This window comes from Micromonospora sp. RP3T (genome assembly GCF_003027925.1).
In the GTDB taxonomy this organism is placed as follows: domain Bacteria; phylum Actinomycetota; class Actinomycetes; order Mycobacteriales; family Micromonosporaceae; genus Micromonospora.
On sequence record NZ_PYPS01000016.1, the window covers coordinates 56318 to 75250 of the forward strand.

Genomic DNA, 18933 nt, shown 5'->3' on the forward strand with positions numbered 1-18933 from the left:
CTGTGCTCCATGATCCCGGCCCTCGCCCCGTGCGCCCCGCGCCGGGGCTTTTTCGTTGTCGTGGTGCCTCCGCCGCCGTCGCGACGTCCCGTCGCCGGCGTGCCAGCTCCGAGTAACGAGAGAGGAGGGACATGGCGGACAAGCCGATCCGGGCCGACAAGGCCACGGCCGTCGCCGAGCTGACCGAGAGCTTCCGCACCTCGGGAGCCACCGTGCTCACCGAGTACCGCGGGCTCACGGTCTCGCAGCTCACCCAGCTGCGGCGCGCGCTCGGCAAGGAGACCAGCTACACGGTCGCGAAGAACACGCTGGCCAAGCGTGCCGCGACCGATGCGGGCATCTCCGGCCTCGACGAGCTGTTCACCGGTCCTACCGCGCTGACTTTCGTTTCGGGCGACGTCGTCGAGGCGGCGAAGGGGCTTCGCGACTTCGCGAAGGCCAACCCGAAGCTCGTCATCAAGGGCGGTGTCTTCGAGGGCAGGGCCATTTCCGCGGCCGAGGTCACGAAGCTCGCCGACCTGGAGTCCCGCGAGGTGCTGCTGGCCAAGCTGGCCGGCGCCATGAAGGGCAACCTGAGCAAGGCCGCGGCCCTGTTCCAGGCGCCGCTCTCCAAGGCCGCCCGCGCGGCGGCCGCCCTGGCGGACAAGAAGCGCGAGCAGGAGGGCGCCGAGGCGGCCTGAGGCCGCACGGCGCACCACATTCTTAGTTTTCACTTGTAGAAAGGACGCCAGACATGGCGAAGCTCAGCACCGACGAGCTGCTCGACGCGTTCAAGGAGATGACGCTGATCGAGCTCTCCGAGTTCGTGAAGCAGTTCGAGGAGACCTTCGAGGTCACCGCCGCCGCTCCGGTCGCGGTTGCCGCTGCCGGCGGTGCCGGTGGCGCTGCCGCCGCCCCGGCCGAGGAGGAGAAGGACGAGTTCGACGTCATCCTCGACGCCGACGGTGGCAAGAAGATCCAGGTCATCAAGGTCGTGCGTGAGCTGACCGGCCTGGGCCTCAAGGAGGCCAAGGACCTGGTCGAGGCCGCTCCGAAGGCCGTCCTGGAGAAGGCCAACAAGGAGACCGCCGAGAAGGCCAAGGCCAAGCTCGAGGGCGAGGGCGCCAAGGTCACCCTCAAGTGACGTTGGTCTGACCTGATGCGCGTCCGGCTCACGTGAGCCGGGGCACACCTTGTCGCAGCGGGCGGTGATCCGGGAGACCGGGTCACCGCCCGCTGTCGTGTTGTCACCCACTGGAAGCGCCGTGAGCTGGGCGTACAGGTTCCTCGGACCGGCCTCTCAGCGATGTGGAGCAGGTAGCCCGTCGGTGGGAAAGACACTCTGAGCGGTAACCGGCCCTTGACGCGGCACCGGCCGGCAGGCACGCTGGCATCAGCAAGACCTTCCGCGCTTGCAACGGCCGCCACTCGGGTAAGGGCAACGGCAGCACCAACGCCGCGGCTCCCGAGCGGACCGGCAGGAGCGTCGCGTTCAGAGCGGCCCGGTGGACCCGGTTTTTTCGAGGTCCCAGGGCTTGTTCCGCGACGACCTGCGGGGTGGGCTGGACAGCGGTTAGCCTCTCGGCTACACTGCTAGTTTGCGCTGCCTTCCGACTTGACCCCTGCTCGGAAATGTCCGATTGCGGATATTTCTGGTGGGGTCATTGGAGTGCACGCGTACCAGCCGTTCTGCAGCACCGGTCCTCGGAAGGACGCATCTTGGCAGCTTCCCGCCCTGCGAAGACCAGTCGTACGTCGAGCGCTTTCGCACCCCGCCGAGTTTCATTCGGCCGGATCACCGAACACCTCGAGGTCCCCAACCTCCTTGCCATTCAGAACGAGTCCTTCGACTGGCTCGTCGGCAACGAGGCTTGGCAGGGCCGGTCGGCGGACGACCCGCACGCACGCTCGGGTCTCGCGGAGATCCTCGACGAGATCAGTCCCATTGAGGACTTCTCCGGCACCATGTCGCTCTCCTTCTCCGCTCCGCGCTTCGACGAGGTCAAGGCCTCGATCGAGGAGTGCAAGGAGAAGGACCTGACCTACTGCGCGCCACTGTTCGTGACCGCGGAGTTCACCAACAACACCACCGGCGAGATCAAGAGCCAGACGGTGTTCATGGGTGACTTCCCGATGATGACGCCGAAGGGCACCTTCATCATCAACGGCACCGAGCGCGTCGTGGTCAGCCAGCTCGTCCGCTCGCCGGGCGTCTACTTCGACAAGCAGCCGGACAAGACCTCCGACCGCGACCTCTCCAGCGTCAAGGTCATCCCGAGCCGGGGTGCCTGGCTGGAGTTCGACATCGACAAGCGCGACACGGTCGGCGTACGCATCGACCGCAAGCGTCGGCAGGCCGTCACCGTCCTGCTCAAGGCCATCGGGTGGTCCGCGGAGCGCATCCGCGAGAAGTTCGGCTGGTCCGAGCTGATGATGACCACGCTCGAGAAGGACCACATCGCCGGCCAGGACGAGGCGCTGCTCGACATCTACCGGAAGCTCCGCCCTGGCGAGCCGCCGACCCGTGAGAACGCCCAGACCCTGCTCGACAACCTCTTCTTCAACCCGAAGCGGTACGACGTCGCCAAGGTCGGGCGCTACAAGTTCAACAAGAAGCTCGAAGTCGACGTGCCGATGAACACCGGCACGCTGACCGAGGACGACATCGTCGCCACCGTGGAGTACCTCTGCCGGCTGCACGCCGGTGAGGAGGGCTACGAGGCCGACGACATCGACCACTTCGGCAACCGTCGCCTGCGTACCGTGGGCGAGCTGATCCAGAACCAGGTCCGGGTGGGTCTCTCCCGGATGGAGCGGGTCGTCCGCGAGCGGATGACCACCCAGGACGTCGAGGCGATCACGCCGCAGACCCTGATCAACATCCGCCCGGTGGTGGCGGCGATCAAGGAGTTCTTCGGCACGTCGCAGCTGTCCCAGTTCATGGACCAGACCAACCCGCTGGCGGGTCTGACCCACCGGCGCCGGCTGAGCGCGCTCGGCCCGGGTGGTCTGTCCCGGGAGCGGGCCGGCTTCGAGGTCCGGGACGTGCACCCGTCCCACTACGGTCGGATGTGCCCGATCGAGACGCCGGAAGGCCCGAACATCGGCCTGATCGGCGCGCTCTCCACGTTCGCCCGGGTCAACCCGTTCGGCTTCATCGAGACGCCGTACCGGAAGGTCATCGACGGTCGGGTCACCGACCAGATCGACTACCTGACCGCGGACGAGGAGGACCGGTTCGTCAAGGCGCAGGCCAACGCCCCGCTGCGGGCGGACGGCACGTTCGCCGAGGACCGGGTGCTGTGTCGTCGTAAGGGTGGCGAGACCGAGGACGTGGTCCCCAGCGCCGTCGACTACATGGACGTCTCGCCGCGGCAGATGACCTCGGTCGCCACCGCGATGATCCCGTTCCTGGAGCACGACGACGCCAACCGCGCGCTCATGGGCGCGAACATGCAGCGTCAGGCGGTGCCGCTGGTCAAGGCCGAGGCCCCGCTGGTCGGCACCGGCATGGAGTACCGCGCGGCCGTGGACGCCGGCGACGTGGTCGTCGCCGAGGTCGGCGGTGTGGTCGAGGACCTGTGCGCGGACTACATCACCGTGCACCAGGACGACGGCCACCGCCGGACGTACCTGCTGCACAAGTTCCGCCGCTCCAACGCCGGCTCCTGCGTCAACCAGAAGCCGGTCGTCTTCGAGGGCGACCGCGTCGAGGCCGGTCAGGTCGTCGCCGACGGTCCGTGCACCGACGAGGGCGAGATGGCGCTCGGGCGCAACCTGCTCGTGGCGTTCATGTGCTGGGAGGGCCACAACTACGAGGACGCGATCATCCTGTCGCAGCGCCTCGTGCAGCAGGACGTGCTCACCTCGATCCACATCGAGGAGCACGAGGTCGACGCCCGGGACACCAAGCTCGGCCCGGAGGAGATCACCCGCGACATCCCGAACGTCAGCGAGGAGATGCTCGCCGACCTCGACGAGCGCGGCATCATCCGGATCGGCGCCGAGGTCGTCCCCGGCGACATCCTGGTCGGCAAGGTCACGCCGAAGGGCGAGACCGAGCTGACCCCGGAGGAGCGGCTGCTCCGCGCGATCTTCGGTGAGAAGGCGCGCGAGGTCCGGGACACCTCGCTGAAGGTGCCGCACGGCGAGACCGGCACGGTCATCGGTGTGCGTACCTTCTCCCGCGAGGACGGCGACGAGCTGCCCCCGGGCGTGAACGAGCTGGTGCGGGTCTACGTGGCCCAGAAGCGCAAGATCCAGGACGGTGACAAGCTCGCGGGCCGCCACGGCAACAAGGGCGTCATCTCCAAGATCCTGCCGGTCGAGGACATGCCGTTCCTGGAGGACGGCACCCCGGTCGACATCGTGCTGAACCCGCTCGGTGTGCCGTCCCGGATGAACATCGGCCAGGTCCTGGAGACCCACCTCGGGTGGGTGGCCAAGACCGGCTGGAGCGTGGACGGCGACGACGCGGAGTGGAAGCGCCAGCTCAAGTCGATCAACGCGCACGAGTCCGAGCCGGACACCAACGTGGCCACCCCGGTCTTCGACGGTGCCCGCGAGGAGGAGATCTCCGGCCTGCTGGCGTCGACCCTGCCCAACCGGGACGGCAACCAGCTCATCGGGCGCACCGGTAAGGCGCAGCTGTTCGACGGTCGTTCCGGCGAGCCGCTGCCCGACCCGATCGCGGTCGGCTACGTCTACATCCTGAAGCTCAACCACCTGGTCGACGACAAGATCCACGCCCGGTCGACCGGCCCGTACTCGATGATCACGCAGCAGCCGCTGGGTGGTAAGGCGCAGTTCGGTGGCCAGCGCTTCGGTGAGATGGAGTGCTGGGCCATGCAGGCGTACGGCGCCGCCTACGCCCTGCAGGAGCTGCTGACCATCAAGTCCGACGACGTCCTCGGCCGGGTCAAGGTCTACGAGGCGATCGTCAAGGGCGAGAACATCCCCGAGCCGGGCATCCCGGAGTCGTTCAAGGTGCTGCTCAAGGAGCTGCAGTCGCTGTGCCTCAACGTCGAGGTGCTCTCCAGCGACGGTGTGGCCCTGGAGATGCGCGAGACCGACGACGAGGTGTTCCGGGCCGCGGAGGAGCTGGGCATCGACCTGTCCCGGCGCGAGCCGAGCTCGGTCGAAGAGGTCTGAGGCGGTGATTCGGGGGCCGGCTCGCCGGCCCCCGATCCCGCCCGTTAGCTAGCAGTACAGACGACGACATAGGGGACACAGTGCTCGACGTCAACTTCTTCGACGAGCTGCGCATCGGTCTCGCCACCGCCGACGACATCCGTCAGTGGTCCCACGGCGAGGTCAAGAAGCCCGAGACCATCAACTACCGCACCCTCAAGCCGGAGAAGGACGGGCTCTTCTGCGAGAAGATCTTCGGCCCGCAGCGGGACTGGGAGTGCTACTGCGGTAAGTACAAGCGGGTCCGCTTCAAGGGCATCATCTGCGAGCGCTGCGGCGTCGAGGTGACCCGCTCCAAGGTTCGCCGGGAGCGGATGGGTCACATCGAGCTGGCCGCTCCGGTGACCCACATCTGGTACTTCAAGGGCGTGCCGAGCCGGCTGGGCTACCTGCTGGACCTCGCCCCGAAGGACCTCGAGAAGATCATCTACTTCGCCTCGTACGTCGTGACGAGCGTGGACGCCGAGTCGCGTCACCGCGACCTCTCGACCATCGAGAACGAGATCCTGGCCGAGAAGCGGCAGTCGGAGAACAGCCGCGACTCGGAGATCGAGAAGCGGGCCGCCAAGCTGGAGGCCGACCTGGCCGAGCTGGAGGCCGAGGGCGCGAAGGCGGACGTCCGGCGCAAGGTCAAGGAGGGCGGAGAGCGCGAGATGCGCCAGATCCGCGACCGGGCCCAGCGCGAGATCGACCGCCTCGACGAGGTCCTCGACACCTTCCGCAAGCTGGAGCCGAAGCAGCTCGTCACCGACGAGCTGCTCTACCGCGAGCTGCGCGACCGCTTCGGTGAGTACTTCACCGGCAGCATGGGCGCCGAGGCCATCAAGGCGCTGGTCCAGAACATGGACCTCACCGCCGAGGCGGAGAACCTCCGCGAGACCATCCGCTCCGGCAAGGGCCAGCGGAAGATCCGGGCGCTCAAGCGGCTGAAGGTCGTCGCGGCGTTCCAGAACACCCGCAACTCCCCGCTCGGCATGGTGCTGGACTGCGTCCCGGTCATCCCGCCGGACCTGCGCCCGATGGTGCAGCTCGACGGTGGCCGTTTCGCCACCTCCGACCTGAACGACCTGTACCGCCGGGTGATCAACCGGAACAACCGCCTCAAGCGACTGATCGACCTCGGCGCGCCCGAGATCATCGTCAACAACGAGAAGCGGATGCTCCAGGAGGCCGTCGACGCGCTGTTCGACAACGGCCGTCGTGGTCGCCCGGTCACCGGCCCGGGTAACCGGCCGCTGAAGTCGCTCTCCGACATGCTCAAGGGCAAGCAGGGCCGGTTCCGCCAGAACCTGCTGGGCAAGCGCGTCGACTACTCCGGCCGTTCGGTCATCGTGGTCGGCCCGAAGCTCAAGCTGCACCAGTGCGGCCTGCCCAAGCAGATGGCGCTGGAGCTGTTCAAGCCGTTCGTGATGAAGCGGCTGGTCGACCTCAACCACGCGCAGAACATCAAGTCCGCCAAGCGGATGGTCGAGCGGCAGCGGCCGGTCGTGTGGGACGTGCTGGAAGAGGTCATCGGCGAGCACCCGGTGCTGCTGAACCGCGCGCCGACCCTGCACCGCCTGGGCATCCAGGCCTTCGAGCCGCAGCTGGTCGAGGGCAAGGCCATCCAGATCCACCCGCTGGTCTGCACCGCGTTCAACGCCGACTTCGACGGTGACCAGATGGCGGTCCACGTGCCGCTGTCCGCCGAGGCCCAGGCCGAGGCGCGGATCCTGATGCTGTCGTCGAACAACATCCTCAAGCCGGCCGACGGCAAGCCCGTCACCATGCCCACCCAGGACATGGTGATCGGCCTCTACCACCTCACCCACCTCACCCCGGGCGGCACGGGCGAGGGCCGGGCGTTCAGCTCGGACGCCGAGGCGCGGATGGCGTACGACAACGGCGAGCTGCACCTGCAGACCCCGGTCAAGATCCGGCTGCACGACGTGGTCGGGGTCGACAACGGCGCCGGCGCCGAGCCGTGGACCGCGCCCGAGGGCTGGGTCGAGGGCGAGCCGGTGACGGTGGAGACCACGCTGGGCCGGGTCCTGTTCAACGAGACGCTGCCCCCGGGCTACCGCTTCGTGAACTACGAGATCCGCAAGGGCCAGCTCTCCGCGATCGTCAACGACCTCGCCGAGCGCTTCCCGAAGGTGGCCCTGGCGGCCACCCTGGACGGGCTCAAGGAGGCCGGTTTCCACTGGGCCACCTGGTCCGGCGTCACCATCGGCATGGAGGACGTCATCGCTCCGCCGCGCAAGCGGGAGATCCTGGAGCGGTACGAGAAGGAAGCCGACCGGATCGACAAGCAGTACCAGCGTGGTCTGATGACCGCCGAGGAGCGCCGCGGCGAGCTGATCGAGATCTGGACCAAGGCGACCAACGAGGTCGCCAAGGAGATGGACACCGCGCTGCCGCAGGAGAACCCGCTGTGGAAGATGATCAACTCGGGTGCCCGCGGTAACCTGCTCCAGCTCCGGCAGATCGCGGCGATCCGTGGTCTGGTGGCCAACCCGAAGGGCGAGATCATCCCGCGGCCGATCAAGGCCTCGTACCGGGAGGGTCTGTCCGTGCTGGAGTACTTCATCTCCACGCACGGTGCCCGTAAGGGCCTCGCGGACACCGCCCTGCGTACCGCCGACTCGGGTTACCTGACCCGGCGTCTGGTGGACGTCTCGCAGGACGTCATCATCCGCGAGGAGGACTGCGGCACCGACCGGGCCATCCCGATGCAGATCGGCGAGCGGGCCGACGGCAAGCTGGTCGTGCACGAGCACGCCGAGACCAGCGTGCACGCCCGGACGCTGGCCGACGACATCAAGGGGCCGGACGGCACCGTGGTGGCCCACCGCGGCCAGGACATCAACTCCATCGGCGTCGACGCGATCGTCGCCGCCGGCGTGGAGACGGTACGGGTGCGCAGCGTGCTCACCTGCGAGTCGAAGCTGGGCGTCTGCGGTGCGTGCTACGGCCGCTCGCTGCCGACCGGCAAGACCGTGGACGTCGGCGAGGCGGTCGGCATCATCGCCGCCCAGTCGATCGGTGAGCCGGGTACGCAGCTGACGATGCGTACCTTCCACACCGGTGGTGTCGCGGGTGAGGACATCACCCAGGGTCTGCCCCGTGTCCAGGAGATCTTCGAGGCCCGGGTGCCGAAGGGTAAGGCGCCCATCGCCGACACCCCCGGCCGCATCCGGATCGAGGACGGCGAGCGGTCCCGCAAGATCGTGGTCATCCCGGACGACGGCAGCGACGAGATCGTCTACGACAAGATCTCGAAGCGGGTCCGGCTCCGGGCGCACGACGGCGACCACGTCGAGGTCGGCGAGAAGCTCACCGAGGGCACCATCGACCCGCACGAGCTGCTGCGCATCCTCGGCCCGCGCGCGGTCCAGGTCCACCTGACCCAGGAGGTCCAGGAGGTCTACCGCTCGCAGGGTGTGCTCATCCACGACAAGCACATCGAGATCATCATCCGCCAGATGCTCAAGCGGGTGACGGTCATCGACTCCGGCTCGACCGAGTTCCTGCCGGGCGTGCTCGTCGACCGGGCGCTGTTCGAGTCGGAGAACCGCCGGCTCGTCGGCGAGGGTGGCGAGCCCGCCGCCGGTCGCCCGGTGCTGATGGGTATCACCAAGGCCTCGCTGGCCACGGATTCCTGGTTGTCGGCGGCCTCCTTCCAGGAGACCACCCGGGTGCTGACGGACGCGGCGATCCACGCCCGCAGCGATTCGCTGATCGGCCTCAAGGAGAACGTGATCATCGGTAAGCTCATCCCGGCCGGTACCGGCATCAGCAAGTACCGCAACGTCCGGGTCGAGCCGACCGAGGAGGCGAAGGCCAAGGTCTACTCGATGACCGGCTACCCGGAGACCGACTACGGCTTCGGGCCGGCCAGCGGCCAGGCGGTGCCGCTGGACGACTTCGACTTCGGGTCGTACCGCTAACCCGCACGGACGACGAGGCCCCCGGCACCCGCCGGGGGCCTCGTCGCGTCCGGGGCCCGGTCGCGTCCGGAGCGGAGGCATGATGGAGGCATGACGACCGTGCCCGGGCAGGTGCCCCTCGCGCCGCAGGCGCACCGCCATCCGCACGACCCGGATCCGGTCCGCTCCACGAAGGCCCGTGCGGTCTTCGCCCTCGGCCTGATCGGCGCGCTGACCGGCTTCTTCGTCGGCGGCGTGGTGCCGTCGACCATCGCGCTCACGCTGGCCCGGCAGGCCCGCCGGGAGGCGTACGCGTCGGGCGGTTACCTGACCGGTGCCGACTGGCTGCGGCGCGGTGAGCGGCTGGCCCGGATCGGCCTGCTGCTGACCGCGGTGGCGGTGGTGGCCGCGGTGGTGATCGGGGTGGTCCGGCACGCCGACGCGTCGTTCGGGCACGACTTCGCCCCGAACTTCGACTGACCGGGCGGGGGAGCGGCCCGCGCCGGCCCACCCGGTGGTGACCCGCGACGGTAGCCTGGCCGGTGTCCGCCGCGTGGCGGGTGAGTCAGGTGACAGGAGGACCCCGTGACGGAACCGGCCGCGCCGGGAGGCGACCCGATCCGCCCCGGTTCCGAGCCGGACGCCGCCGCGTCGCCGGGCCCCGACCCGGTCAGCCCGTGGGCCGCGCCGTCCGACCCCCCGCCGCCGCGTTCCGCCCCGCCGTCGCACCCGTCCACGCCGCCGTTCGACTCGGCCCGGACGCCGGACCCGGCCCCACCGCACTCCGCGCCGCCCGGTCCCTGGCCGCCGGCGGGACCGTATCCGCCGGGTGGGCACGGTCCGGTGTCCGCGCCGGCCCACCATCCGGGGTCGCCCGGGCCGGGGGCGGCACACCAGCCCGGCCCGTTCGGGTCGGCGTACCAGCCCGGACCGGCCGGCCCCGGGTCGGCGTACCAGCCGGGACAGCACGGGTACGGCGCTCCGGGAGCGGCGTTCGGGGCGTACCCGGGGAACGAGCCCGGCCACGGCGGCGGGTGGGGGGCGCCGGCGCTCCCGCCGCCCCCGCGCGAGGCGCCCCGGCCGCCGAAGCGGGTCGACGCGGTGCCGGGCACCCCGTTCGGGGTGGTGCACCTGGACGTGCCGCCGGTCACCTCCGGGCTGGCGATCGGCTCGCTGATCACCGGCGTCGCCTCGATCCTGGTGTCGCTGCTGGTCCTCTGCTTCGGCATCGCCGGGCCGGACTACGGCGGCGCGTGGGCGGCCGGCGCGTTCACGGTGCTCGGTGCGCTGGCCGGGGTCGGGGCGATCGTGGCCTGGCTGCTCGCCCGCCGGCAGATCCGGCGACCGGCGCCGCCGCCGGCGGTCCGGTTCACCGGTGGCGGCCTGGCCGTGGCGGGGCTGAGCTGCGGCGCGGTGGGGCTCCTGCTGAGCGTGGTCGGGCTCGGGATCGCCCTGGTGGTGCAGATCACGTGATCGTCGGCGCGTCGCTGACCGGTTGAGGAAGGTATGTCCGGGTCTTCGGCGCCCGTCCGGGTGTCGGGGCCGCCCGGCCGTGCGCCGGACGAGCCGGTACACTTGTGGTCGTAGGTGCCTGTCGGGGGCGCGCCGGTGATCCGGAACCGACCGTTCGGGGCTGCGATGCAGTCCTCCCGAGTCGATCCGTTTTGACCGGCGCGGCTGTGGTAGGTACTCTTTCCCCTTGCGCCCGGGCTCGCCCGGGCAATGCGTGCGTGCGCTGGAGCCGCTCAGTCGGTGATCGTGTGGTCGCACCACCAAAGACCAAATTCCGGTACGACGCGTCAGCGGCCGGCACCGGGACCGTGACTCGGGCGACACGCCCGACCGCGGGTGCTGGGGCCGCCTCAGGTGACCCCGGCTGGAATGTAGGAGAGCCGTCCATCAGGCCGGCTAGAGCAGACGGCGCGGTCGCCTCGCAGCGGCCGAAGGGAGCGGAGAAACCCGGTGCCCACCATTCAGCAGCTGGTCCGAAAGGGCCGACAGGCCAAGACGACCAAGACCAAGACCCCTGCGCTCAAGGGGTCTCCCCAGCGGCGCGGTGTGTGCACCCGCGTGTACACCACCACCCCGAAGAAGCCGAACTCGGCGCTGCGCAAGGTCGCTCGTGTCAAGCTCAGCAGCCAGATCGAGGTGACCGCCTACATCCCGGGCGTCGGCCACAACCTGCAGGAGCACTCGATCGTGCTCGTGCGTGGCGGCCGTGTGAAGGACCTCCCCGGCGTGCGGTACAAGATCGTTCGCGGCTCGCTGGACACCCAGGGTGTCCGCAACCGCAAGCAGGCTCGCAGCCGCTACGGCGCGAAGAAGGAGAAGAGCTGACATGCCGCGTAAGGGACCCGCTCCGCGGAAGCCGCTGGTCGCTGACCCGGTGTACAACTCGCCGCTGGTCACCCAGCTGGTGAACAAGATCCTGCTGCGCGGCAAGCGTCAGCTCGCCGAGCGCATCGTGTACGCCGCCCTGGAGGGCTGCCGCGAGAAGTCCGGCACCGACCCCGTCGTCACGCTCAAGCGGGCGATGGACAACGTGAAGCCGACCCTCGAGGTGCGCAGCCGTCGTGTCGGTGGCGCCACCTACCAGGTTCCGGTCGAGGTCCGGCCGGCCCGCGCGACCACGCTCGGTCTGCGCTGGCTGGTGACCTACTCCCGGGCCCGGCGCGAGAAGACCATGATCGAGCGGCTGATGAACGAGCTGCTCGACGCGAGCAACGGCCTCGGCGCCGCCGTCAAGCGGCGTGAGGACACGCACAAGATGGCCGAGTCCAACAAGGCCTTCGCGCACTACCGCTGGTAACACCTGTGGTTCCGGCGCCCGGGTGGGCGCCGGAACCAACCACCAGTTGTGTCGAGACGACGATAAGTAGGGATTGAAGTGGCCGCCGCAGACGCGCTCGCCAACGTACGCAACATCGGCATCATGGCGCACATCGATGCCGGTAAGACCACTACCACCGAGCGGATCCTGTTCTACACCGGCATCACGTACAAGATCGGTGAGGTCCACGAGGGCGCCGCCGTCATGGACTGGATGGAGCAGGAGCAGGAGCGCGGTATCACCATCACTTCCGCCGCCACGAAGTGCGAGTGGAAGGGCCACACGATCCAGATCATCGACACGCCCGGCCACGTCGACTTCACGGTCGAGGTGGAGCGGTCGCTGCGGGTTCTGGACGGTGCGGTCGCGGTGTACGACGGCGTGGCCGGTGTGGAGCCGCAGACGGAGAACGTCTGGCGGCAGGCGGACAAGTACAACGTCCCCCGCATGTGCTTCGTCAACAAGCTCGACCGGACCGGCGCCGACTTCTTCCGCTGCGTGCAGATGATGATCGACCGGCTCAACGCCACCCCGCTGGTCCTCCAGATCCCGATCGGCCTCGAGGGCGACCACATCGGCGTCGTCGACCTGATCGGCATGCGCGCCCTCACCTGGCGCGGGGAGACCCAGAAGGGTGAGGACTACGCGATCGAGGAGATCCCGGCCGAGCTGGCCGACTCCGCGGCCGAGTGGCGCGAGAAGCTGATGGAGACCCTCGCCGACGTCGACGACTCGGTGATGGAGAAGTACCTGGAGGGCGAGGAGATCTCCGCCGAGGAGACCAAGGCCGCCATCCGCCGGGCCACCATCGCCGGCAAGGCCAACCCCGTGCTCTGCGGTTCGGCGTTCAAGAACAAGGGCGTGCAGCCCATGCTCGACGCCGTCATCGACTTCCTGCCGTCGCCGCTGGACGTCCCGGCGATCGAGGGTACGGCCACCGACGGCGAGACGCCGATGCTGCGGAAGCCGTCCCCCTCCGAGCCGTTCTCCGGCCTGGCGTTCAAGATCCAGACCGACAAGCACCTCGGTAAGCTCACCTACGTCCGGGTCTACTCCGGCGTGGTCGAGTCCGGGTCCCAGGTGGTCAACTCCACCAAGGACCGCAAGGAGCGCATCGGCAAGATCTACCAGATGCACGCCAACAAGCGTGAGGAGCGCGGCTCCGCCAAGGCCGGCGACATCATCGCGGTCCAGGGCCTGAAGCAGACCACCACCGGTGACACCCTGTGTGACCCGGCGAACCCGGTCATCCTCGAGTCGATGACGTTCCCGGAGCCGGTCATCGAGGTGGCCATCGAGCCGAAGACCAAGGCCGACCAGGAGAAGCTCAGCACCGCCATCCAGCGGCTGGCCGAGGAGGACCCGACCTTCCGCGTCAAGCTGGACGACCAGACCGGTCAGACGGTCATCTCCGGCATGGGCGAGCTGCACCTGGACATCCTGGTCGACCGGATGCGCCGCGAGTTCAACGTCGAGGCGAACATCGGCAAGCCGCAGGTGGCGTACCGCGAGACCATCCGCCGCAAGGTGGACAAGGTCGAGTACACCCACAAGAAGCAGACCGGTGGTTCCGGCCAGTACGCCCGCGTGATCGTGAGCCTCGAGCCGCTGCCCATGGGCAACGACTCGCCGACCTACGAGTTCGCGAACGCCGTCACCGGTGGCCGCATCCCGCGGGAGTTCATCCCGTCGGTGGACGCCGGTGCCCAGGACGCCATGCAGTACGGCATCCTCGCCGGCTTCCCGCTGGTGGGTCTCAAGCTGACGCTGCTGGACGGCCAGTACCACGAGGTCGACTCGTCCGAGATGGCGTTCAAGATCGCCGGTTCGATGGTGATGAAGGAGGCGGCCCGCAAGGCCGACCCCGCACTGCTCGAGCCGATGATGGCCGTTGAAGTCACCACTCCGGAGGAGAACATGGGTGACGTCATCGGCGACCTCAACTCCCGGCGGGGCATCATCCAGGCGATGGAGGAGCGCAGCGGCGCTCGCGTCGTCCGGGCTCTGGTGCCGTTGTCGGAGATGTTCGGCTACGTCGGCGACCTGCGGTCGAAGACCCAGGGCCGGGCTAGCTACAGCATGCAGTTCGACTCCTACGCCGAAGTGCCGCAGAGCGTGGCGAAGGAGATCATCGCCAAGGCGACGGGTGAGTGACGCTCACCCCGAGCTGACCCGGTGATCCGGGGTTGGTCGCGGGAGGGATCTCCCGCCCGCGGCCACCTCGGTCGGGTTGTGTGAATCCGGGCCTGTAGGCTTCATCGCCGCAGAACCCACAAAGGCTAACCGGCCGTCAGGCCGGAAAGGCTGTCGACAGAGTCCTACGCGCCGACCGGCGCACCGGGGCGAACGAACCAAGAAAGTCCACCAGGAGGACACCAGTGGCGAAGGCGAAGTTCGAGCGGACTAAGCCGCACGTCAACATCGGCACCATTGGTCACATCGACCACGGTAAGACGACGCTGACGGCGGCCATCACGAAGGTCCTGCACGACCAGTACCCGGACCTGAACCCGTACACGCCGTTCGACGAGATCGACAAGGCGCCGGAGGAGAAGGCCCGCGGCATCACGATCTCGATCGCGCACGTCGAGTACCAGACCGAGGCGCGTCACTACGCGCACGTCGACTGCCCCGGTCACGCCGACTACATCAAGAACATGATCACCGGTGCCGCGCAGATGGACGGCGCGATCCTGGTGGTGGCGGCGACCGACGGCCCGATGCCGCAGACCCGCGAGCACGTGCTGCTGGCCCGTCAGGTCGGTGTGCCGTACATCGTCGTGGCGCTCAACAAGAGCGACATGGTCGACGACGAGGAGCTCCTGGAGCTCGTCGAGCTCGAGGTCCGCGAGCTGCTGTCGGCGCAGGAGTACCCGGGTGACGACCTGCCGGTCGTCCAGGTCTCCGCGCTGAAGGCGCTCGAGGGCGACCCGGTCTGGACCGAGAAGCTCCTCGAGCTGATGAGCGCGGTCGACACCGCGATCCCGCAGCCGGAGCGCGAGACCGAGAAGCCGTTCCTCATGCCCGTCGAGGACGTGTTCACGATCACCGGTCGTGGCACCGTCGTCACCGGTCGTGTCGAGCGTGGCGTGCTGCTCCCGAACGAGGACGTCGAGGTCGTCGGCATCCGCGAGAAGGGCTTCAAGACCAAGGTCACCGCGATCGAGATGTTCCGGAAGACCCTGGACGACGCCCGCGCAGGCGAGAACGTCGGTCTGCTGCTGCGTGGCACCAAGCGCGAGGACGTCGAGCGCGGCATGGTGGTCATCAAGCCGGGCAGCAACACCCCGCACACGGAGTTCGAGGCGACGGTCTACATCCTCTCCAAGGAGGAGGGCGGCCGGCACACCCCGTTCTTCCAGAACTACCGTCCGCAGTTCTACTTCCGCACCACGGACGTCACCGGCGTCGTCACGCTGCCCGAGGGCACCGAGATGGTCATGCCGGGCGACAACACCACGATGTCCGTGAAGCTCATCCAGCCCATCGCGATGGAGGACAACCTCAAGTTCGCGATCCGCGAGGGTGGTCGTACGGTTGGCGCGGGTCGCGTCACCAAGATCGTCAAGTGAGCTGGGTAACCCCGATTAGCGTCGCCGCCGGTCGTGCGGCATACTAGTCAGGTTGCGTAACGACGGTCGGTCACCTGCGTCCGGTTGAGGCTGGACCTCCGGGAGTCAGATCGTTTCGCGTGGGGTGGTTGATCGCCATCGGCGGTCAACCACCCTCGCGCGGCGTCCAGGTCGCGTTCAGCGCGATCGGCGCCATGACCCACCGCGCGGTCAGAGAATCGCTCCGGAGCCTCGGGGCGGAGCCTGGTCCACGGGCGCGACACGCCCGACCGCGGGGGTCGGCGGAAGTGGGCCTGTACCAGCCGGTACAGGTGCCCGCGACACAGCGGCATCGAGAGAAGGAACAGAAGCCACCATGGCGGGACAGAAGATCCGCATCCGGCTCAAGGCCTATGACCACGAGGTCGTCGACTCCTCGGCTCGGAAGATCGTCGAGACGGTGACGCGTACCGGGGCGCAGGTTGCTGGCCCGGTGCCGCTGCCCACGGAGATCAACCGTTTCTGCGTCATCCGCTCGCCGCACAAGTACAAGGACTCGCGCGAGCACTTCGAGATGCGCACGCACAAGCGTCTGATCGACATCATCGACCCGACCCCGAAGACGGTCGACTCGCTCATGCGCCTCGACCTGCCGGCTGGCGTCGACATCGAGATCAAGCTGTAGGGATCGATCAAATGGACAGGCAAGTCAAGGGGATCCTGGGCGCCAAGCTCGGCATGACCCAGGTCTGGGACAACAACAAGGTCGTCCCCGTGACCGTGGTCGAGGCCGGCCCGTGCGTCGTGAGCCAGGTTCGTAGCGCCGACAAGGACGGCTACACCGCCGTTCAGCTCGCCTACGGGGCCATCGACCCGCGCAAGGTCAAGAAGCCGGTCGCCGGGCACTACGCCAAGGCGGACGTCGCGCCGCGCCGGCACATCGTCGAGCTGCGCACCTCCGACGCCGCGGACTACGCGCCGGGCCAGGAGGTCACGGTCGAGGAGTTCCCGGTCGGCGCCGTGATCGACGTGACCGGCAAGACCAAGGGCAAGGGCTACGCCGGCCCGATGAAGCGGCACGGCTTCCACGGTCTGCGCGCCAGCCACGGTGTCGAGCGCAAGCACCGCTCGCCCGGCTCGATCGGCGCCTGCGCCACCCCGGGTCGCGTCTTCAAGGGCACCCGGATGGCGGGCCGGATGGGTGGCGTGCGCTACACCGTCCAGAACCTGACCGTCCAGGCGGTCGACACCGAGAACAACCTCCTGCTCGTCCGTGGCGCCATCCCGGGCCCGAAGGGCGCGCTCGTCCTGGTCCGCACCGCGGCCAAGGCGAAGGTGAAGAAGGGCGGTGTGGCCAAGTGACCACCGTTGACGTCCTCAACGTCGAAGGCGGCAAGAGCGGCTCCGTCGAGCTGCCGGCCGACATCTTCGACGTCCAGGCGAACGTCGCGCTGATGCACCAGGTCGTGGTGGCTCAGCTCGCCGCGGCCCGGCAGGGCACGCACAAGACCAAGACCCGCGGTGAGGTCTCCGGCGGTGGCCGGAAGCCTTACAAGCAGAAGGGCACCGGCCGGGCCCGTCAGGGCTCGACCCGCGCGCCGCAGTTCGCCGGTGGTGGCGTGGTCCACGGCCCGACGCCGCGTGACTACAGCCAGCGCACCCCGAAGAAGATGAAGGCCGCCGCCCTGCGTGGCGCCCTCTCCGACCGGGCCCGCGCCGGCCAGGTGCACGTCGTCGAGGCGTTCGTCTCGGGCGAGAAGCCGTCGACCAAGGCGGCCCTGGCCACGCTGACCAAGCTGACCGCCGCCCGCCGGGTCCTGGTCGTGCTGAGCAGCACCGACGAGCTGAACTGGGTGTCGCTGCGGAACCTGCGCAACACGCGGGACAGCCGGGTGCACCTGATCGAGGCCGGCCAGCTCAACACGTACGACGTGCTGGTGGCCGACGACGTGGTCTTCACCAAGGAGGCCCTGGACGAGTTCCTGGGCGTGCCCGCCGAGACCACCGAGGAGGATGGCAAGTGAGCACGATCGCCGATCCGCGTGACGTCATCGTCGCGCCGGTCGTCTCGGAGAAGAGCTACAGCGAGCTGAACCGGAACTGGTACACCTTCCTGGTGCACCCGGACGCGAACAAGACCGAGATCAAGATCGCTATCCAGCAGATCTTCAACGTCCGCGTCCTGACGGTCAACACGCTCAACCGCCAGGGTAAGCGCAAGCGGACCAAGACCGGGTTCGGCAAGCGCAAGGACACCAAGCGGGCGATCGTGAAGCTGGCTGACGGTGACCGTATCGAGGCCTTCGGCGGCCCGGTCAGCTGAGGGGTGTAGACAATGGCTATCCGTAAGTACAAGCCGACGACGCCGGGCCGGCGAGGCTCCAGCGTCGCCGACTTCGCCGAGATCACCCGGTCCACGCCGGAGAAGTCGCTGCTGGCTCCGCTGCCGAAGAAGGGCGGGCGTAACGCCCACGGCCGGATCACCACGCGGCACCACGGTGGCGGCCACAAGCGCCAGTACCGTCTGATCGACTTCAAGCGGGTCGACAAGGACGGCGTGCCGGCGAAGGTCGCCCACATCGAGTACGACCCGAACCGCACCGCGCGCATCGCGCTGCTGCACTACGCCGACGGCGAGAAGCGCTACATCCTCGCGCCGAAGGACCTGAAGCAGGGCGACCGCGTCGAGTCCGGCCCGGGCGCCGACATCAAGCCGGGCAACAACCTGCCGCTGCGCAACATCCCGGTCGGTACCACCATCCACAACGTGGAGCTGCGTCCGGGCGGCGGCGCCAAGCTGGCCCGCTCGGCCGGCGTCGGCATCCAGCTGCTCGGCCGCGAGGGCGCGTACGCGACCCTGCGTATGCCGTCCGGTGAGATCCGGCGGGTCGACGTGCGCTGCCGCGCCAGCGTCGGCGAGATCGGCAACGCCGACCAGTCGAACATCAACTGGGGCAAGGCCGGCCGGATGCGGTGGAAGGGCAAGCGCCCGACCGTCCGTGGTGTCGCCATGAACCCGGTCGACCACCCGCACGGTGGTGGTGAGGGTAAGACCTCCGGTGGTCGCCACCCGGTCAACCCGCAGGGTAAGCCCGAGGGCCGTACCCGTCGTAAGGGCCAGCCGAGCGACCGGCTGATCGTCCGCCGCCGCTACGCCACGCGTAAGCGCGGCTGAGGGAGATAAGACATGCCTCGCAGCCTGAAGAAGGGCCCGTTCGTCGACGACCACCTGCTCAAGAAGGTGGAGACGCAGAACGACAAGGGCTCGAAGAACGTGATCAAGACCTGGTCGCGGCGCTCGACGATCATCCCGGAGATGCTGGGACACACGATCGCCGTGCACGACGGACGCAAGCACGTCCCGGTCTTCGTGACCGAGGCCATGGTCGGGCACAAGCTCGGCGAGTTCGCGCTGACCCGCACGTTCAAGGGTCACGAGAAGGACGACCGGAAGAGCCGCCGGCGCTGACGCCGC

General features: G+C 68.6%; 16 protein-coding genes. All 16 read left to right on the forward strand.

Features of this window, described 5'->3' with window-relative positions; all coding sequences use genetic code 11:
- The first annotated feature begins 131 nt into the window (after positions 1-131).
- The 16 genes from rplJ (at position 132) to rpsS (ending at position 18927) form a co-directional block, all read left to right on the forward strand.
- Positions 132-680, forward strand: a complete 549-nt coding sequence (gene rplJ / locus C8054_RS15060) for a 50S ribosomal protein L10 (RefSeq protein WP_107157432.1) — start codon at positions 132-134, stop codon at positions 678-680.
- 53 nt (positions 681-733) lie between these two features.
- Entirely contained in the window at positions 734-1123 is a 390-nt protein-coding gene (rplL, locus tag C8054_RS15065) for a 50S ribosomal protein L7/L12 (RefSeq protein WP_089155263.1), read from the forward strand.
- A gap of 575 nt (positions 1124-1698) precedes the next feature.
- Positions 1699-5130 carry a DNA-directed RNA polymerase subunit beta gene (locus C8054_RS15070; protein ID WP_107157433.1) on the forward strand — a complete coding sequence of 1144 codons (3432 nt, stop codon included), beginning with the start codon at positions 1699-1701 and terminating at the stop codon, positions 5128-5130.
- Between the two features lie 80 nt (positions 5131-5210).
- On the forward strand, positions 5211-9098 hold the full coding sequence (locus tag C8054_RS15075) for a DNA-directed RNA polymerase subunit beta' (protein ID WP_107157434.1): 3888 nt from the start codon (positions 5211-5213) through the stop codon (positions 9096-9098).
- Positions 9099-9188: 90 nt separating this feature from the next.
- Positions 9189-9557 (forward strand): hypothetical protein, encoded by a 369-nt coding sequence (locus C8054_RS15080; RefSeq protein WP_107157435.1) that lies wholly within the window; start codon positions 9189-9191, stop codon positions 9555-9557.
- 621 nt (positions 9558-10178) lie between these two features.
- Positions 10179-10550 (forward strand): hypothetical protein, encoded by a 372-nt coding sequence (locus tag C8054_RS15085; protein ID WP_107157495.1) that lies wholly within the window; start codon positions 10179-10181, stop codon positions 10548-10550.
- 489 nt (positions 10551-11039) lie between these two features.
- On the forward strand, positions 11040-11414 hold the full coding sequence (gene rpsL / locus C8054_RS15090) for a 30S ribosomal protein S12 (protein ID WP_007465318.1): 375 nt from the start codon (positions 11040-11042) through the stop codon (positions 11412-11414).
- 1 nt (position 11415) lies between these two features.
- Positions 11416-11886 (forward strand): 30S ribosomal protein S7, encoded by a 471-nt coding sequence (gene rpsG, locus C8054_RS15095; RefSeq protein ID WP_077938296.1) that lies wholly within the window; start codon positions 11416-11418, stop codon positions 11884-11886.
- 78 nt (positions 11887-11964) lie between these two features.
- On the forward strand, positions 11965-14061 hold the full coding sequence (fusA, locus tag C8054_RS15100) for an elongation factor G (RefSeq protein ID WP_107157436.1): 2097 nt from the start codon (positions 11965-11967) through the stop codon (positions 14059-14061).
- Between the two features lie 224 nt (positions 14062-14285).
- Positions 14286-15479: an elongation factor Tu gene (tuf, locus tag C8054_RS15105; protein WP_089155259.1), complete on the forward strand. Its 1194-nt coding sequence runs from the start codon at positions 14286-14288 to the stop codon at positions 15477-15479.
- 355 nt (positions 15480-15834) lie between these two features.
- On the forward strand, positions 15835-16143 hold the full coding sequence (gene rpsJ, locus C8054_RS15110; protein WP_007073037.1) for a 30S ribosomal protein S10: 309 nt from the start codon (positions 15835-15837) through the stop codon (positions 16141-16143).
- 11 nt (positions 16144-16154) lie between these two features.
- Positions 16155-16820 (forward strand): 50S ribosomal protein L3, encoded by a 666-nt coding sequence (gene rplC, locus C8054_RS15115; protein WP_107157437.1) that lies wholly within the window; start codon positions 16155-16157, stop codon positions 16818-16820.
- Positions 16817-17482, forward strand: a complete 666-nt coding sequence (rplD, locus tag C8054_RS15120; protein ID WP_107157438.1) for a 50S ribosomal protein L4 — start codon at positions 16817-16819, stop codon at positions 17480-17482. The genes rplC and rplD overlap by 4 nt, the downstream gene beginning before the upstream one ends.
- A complete protein-coding gene (rplW, locus tag C8054_RS15125) occupies positions 17479-17781 on the forward strand; it encodes a 50S ribosomal protein L23 (protein WP_107157439.1) in 303 nt (100 codons plus the stop codon). The genes rplD and rplW overlap by 4 nt, the downstream gene beginning before the upstream one ends.
- A gap of 12 nt (positions 17782-17793) precedes the next feature.
- Entirely contained in the window at positions 17794-18633 is an 840-nt protein-coding gene (gene rplB / locus C8054_RS15130) for a 50S ribosomal protein L2 (RefSeq protein ID WP_091065788.1), read from the forward strand.
- Between the two features lie 12 nt (positions 18634-18645).
- Positions 18646-18927, forward strand: coding sequence for a 30S ribosomal protein S19 (gene rpsS, locus C8054_RS15135; RefSeq protein ID WP_007073032.1), 282 nt, complete (start codon positions 18646-18648; stop codon positions 18925-18927).
- Positions 18928-18933 lie beyond the last annotated feature (6 nt).

Coding starts and splice junctions, on each gene's coding strand:
- rplJ (WP_107157432.1), top strand. CDS start 132: ATGGCGGACAAGCCGATCCGGGCCGACAAGGCCACGGCCGTCGCCGAG.
- rplB (WP_091065788.1), top strand. CDS start 17,794: ATGGCTATCCGTAAGTACAAGCCGACGACGCCGGGCCGGCGAGGCTCC.
- rpsG (WP_077938296.1), top strand. CDS start 11,416: ATGCCGCGTAAGGGACCCGCTCCGCGGAAGCCGCTGGTCGCTGACCCG.
- C8054_RS15080 (WP_107157435.1), top strand. CDS start 9,189: ATGACGACCGTGCCCGGGCAGGTGCCCCTCGCGCCGCAGGCGCACCGC.
- rplL (WP_089155263.1), top strand. CDS start 734: ATGGCGAAGCTCAGCACCGACGAGCTGCTCGACGCGTTCAAGGAGATG.
- rpsJ (WP_007073037.1), top strand. CDS start 15,835: ATGGCGGGACAGAAGATCCGCATCCGGCTCAAGGCCTATGACCACGAG.
- rpsS (WP_007073032.1), top strand. CDS start 18,646: ATGCCTCGCAGCCTGAAGAAGGGCCCGTTCGTCGACGACCACCTGCTC.
- rplC (WP_107157437.1), top strand. CDS start 16,155: ATGGACAGGCAAGTCAAGGGGATCCTGGGCGCCAAGCTCGGCATGACC.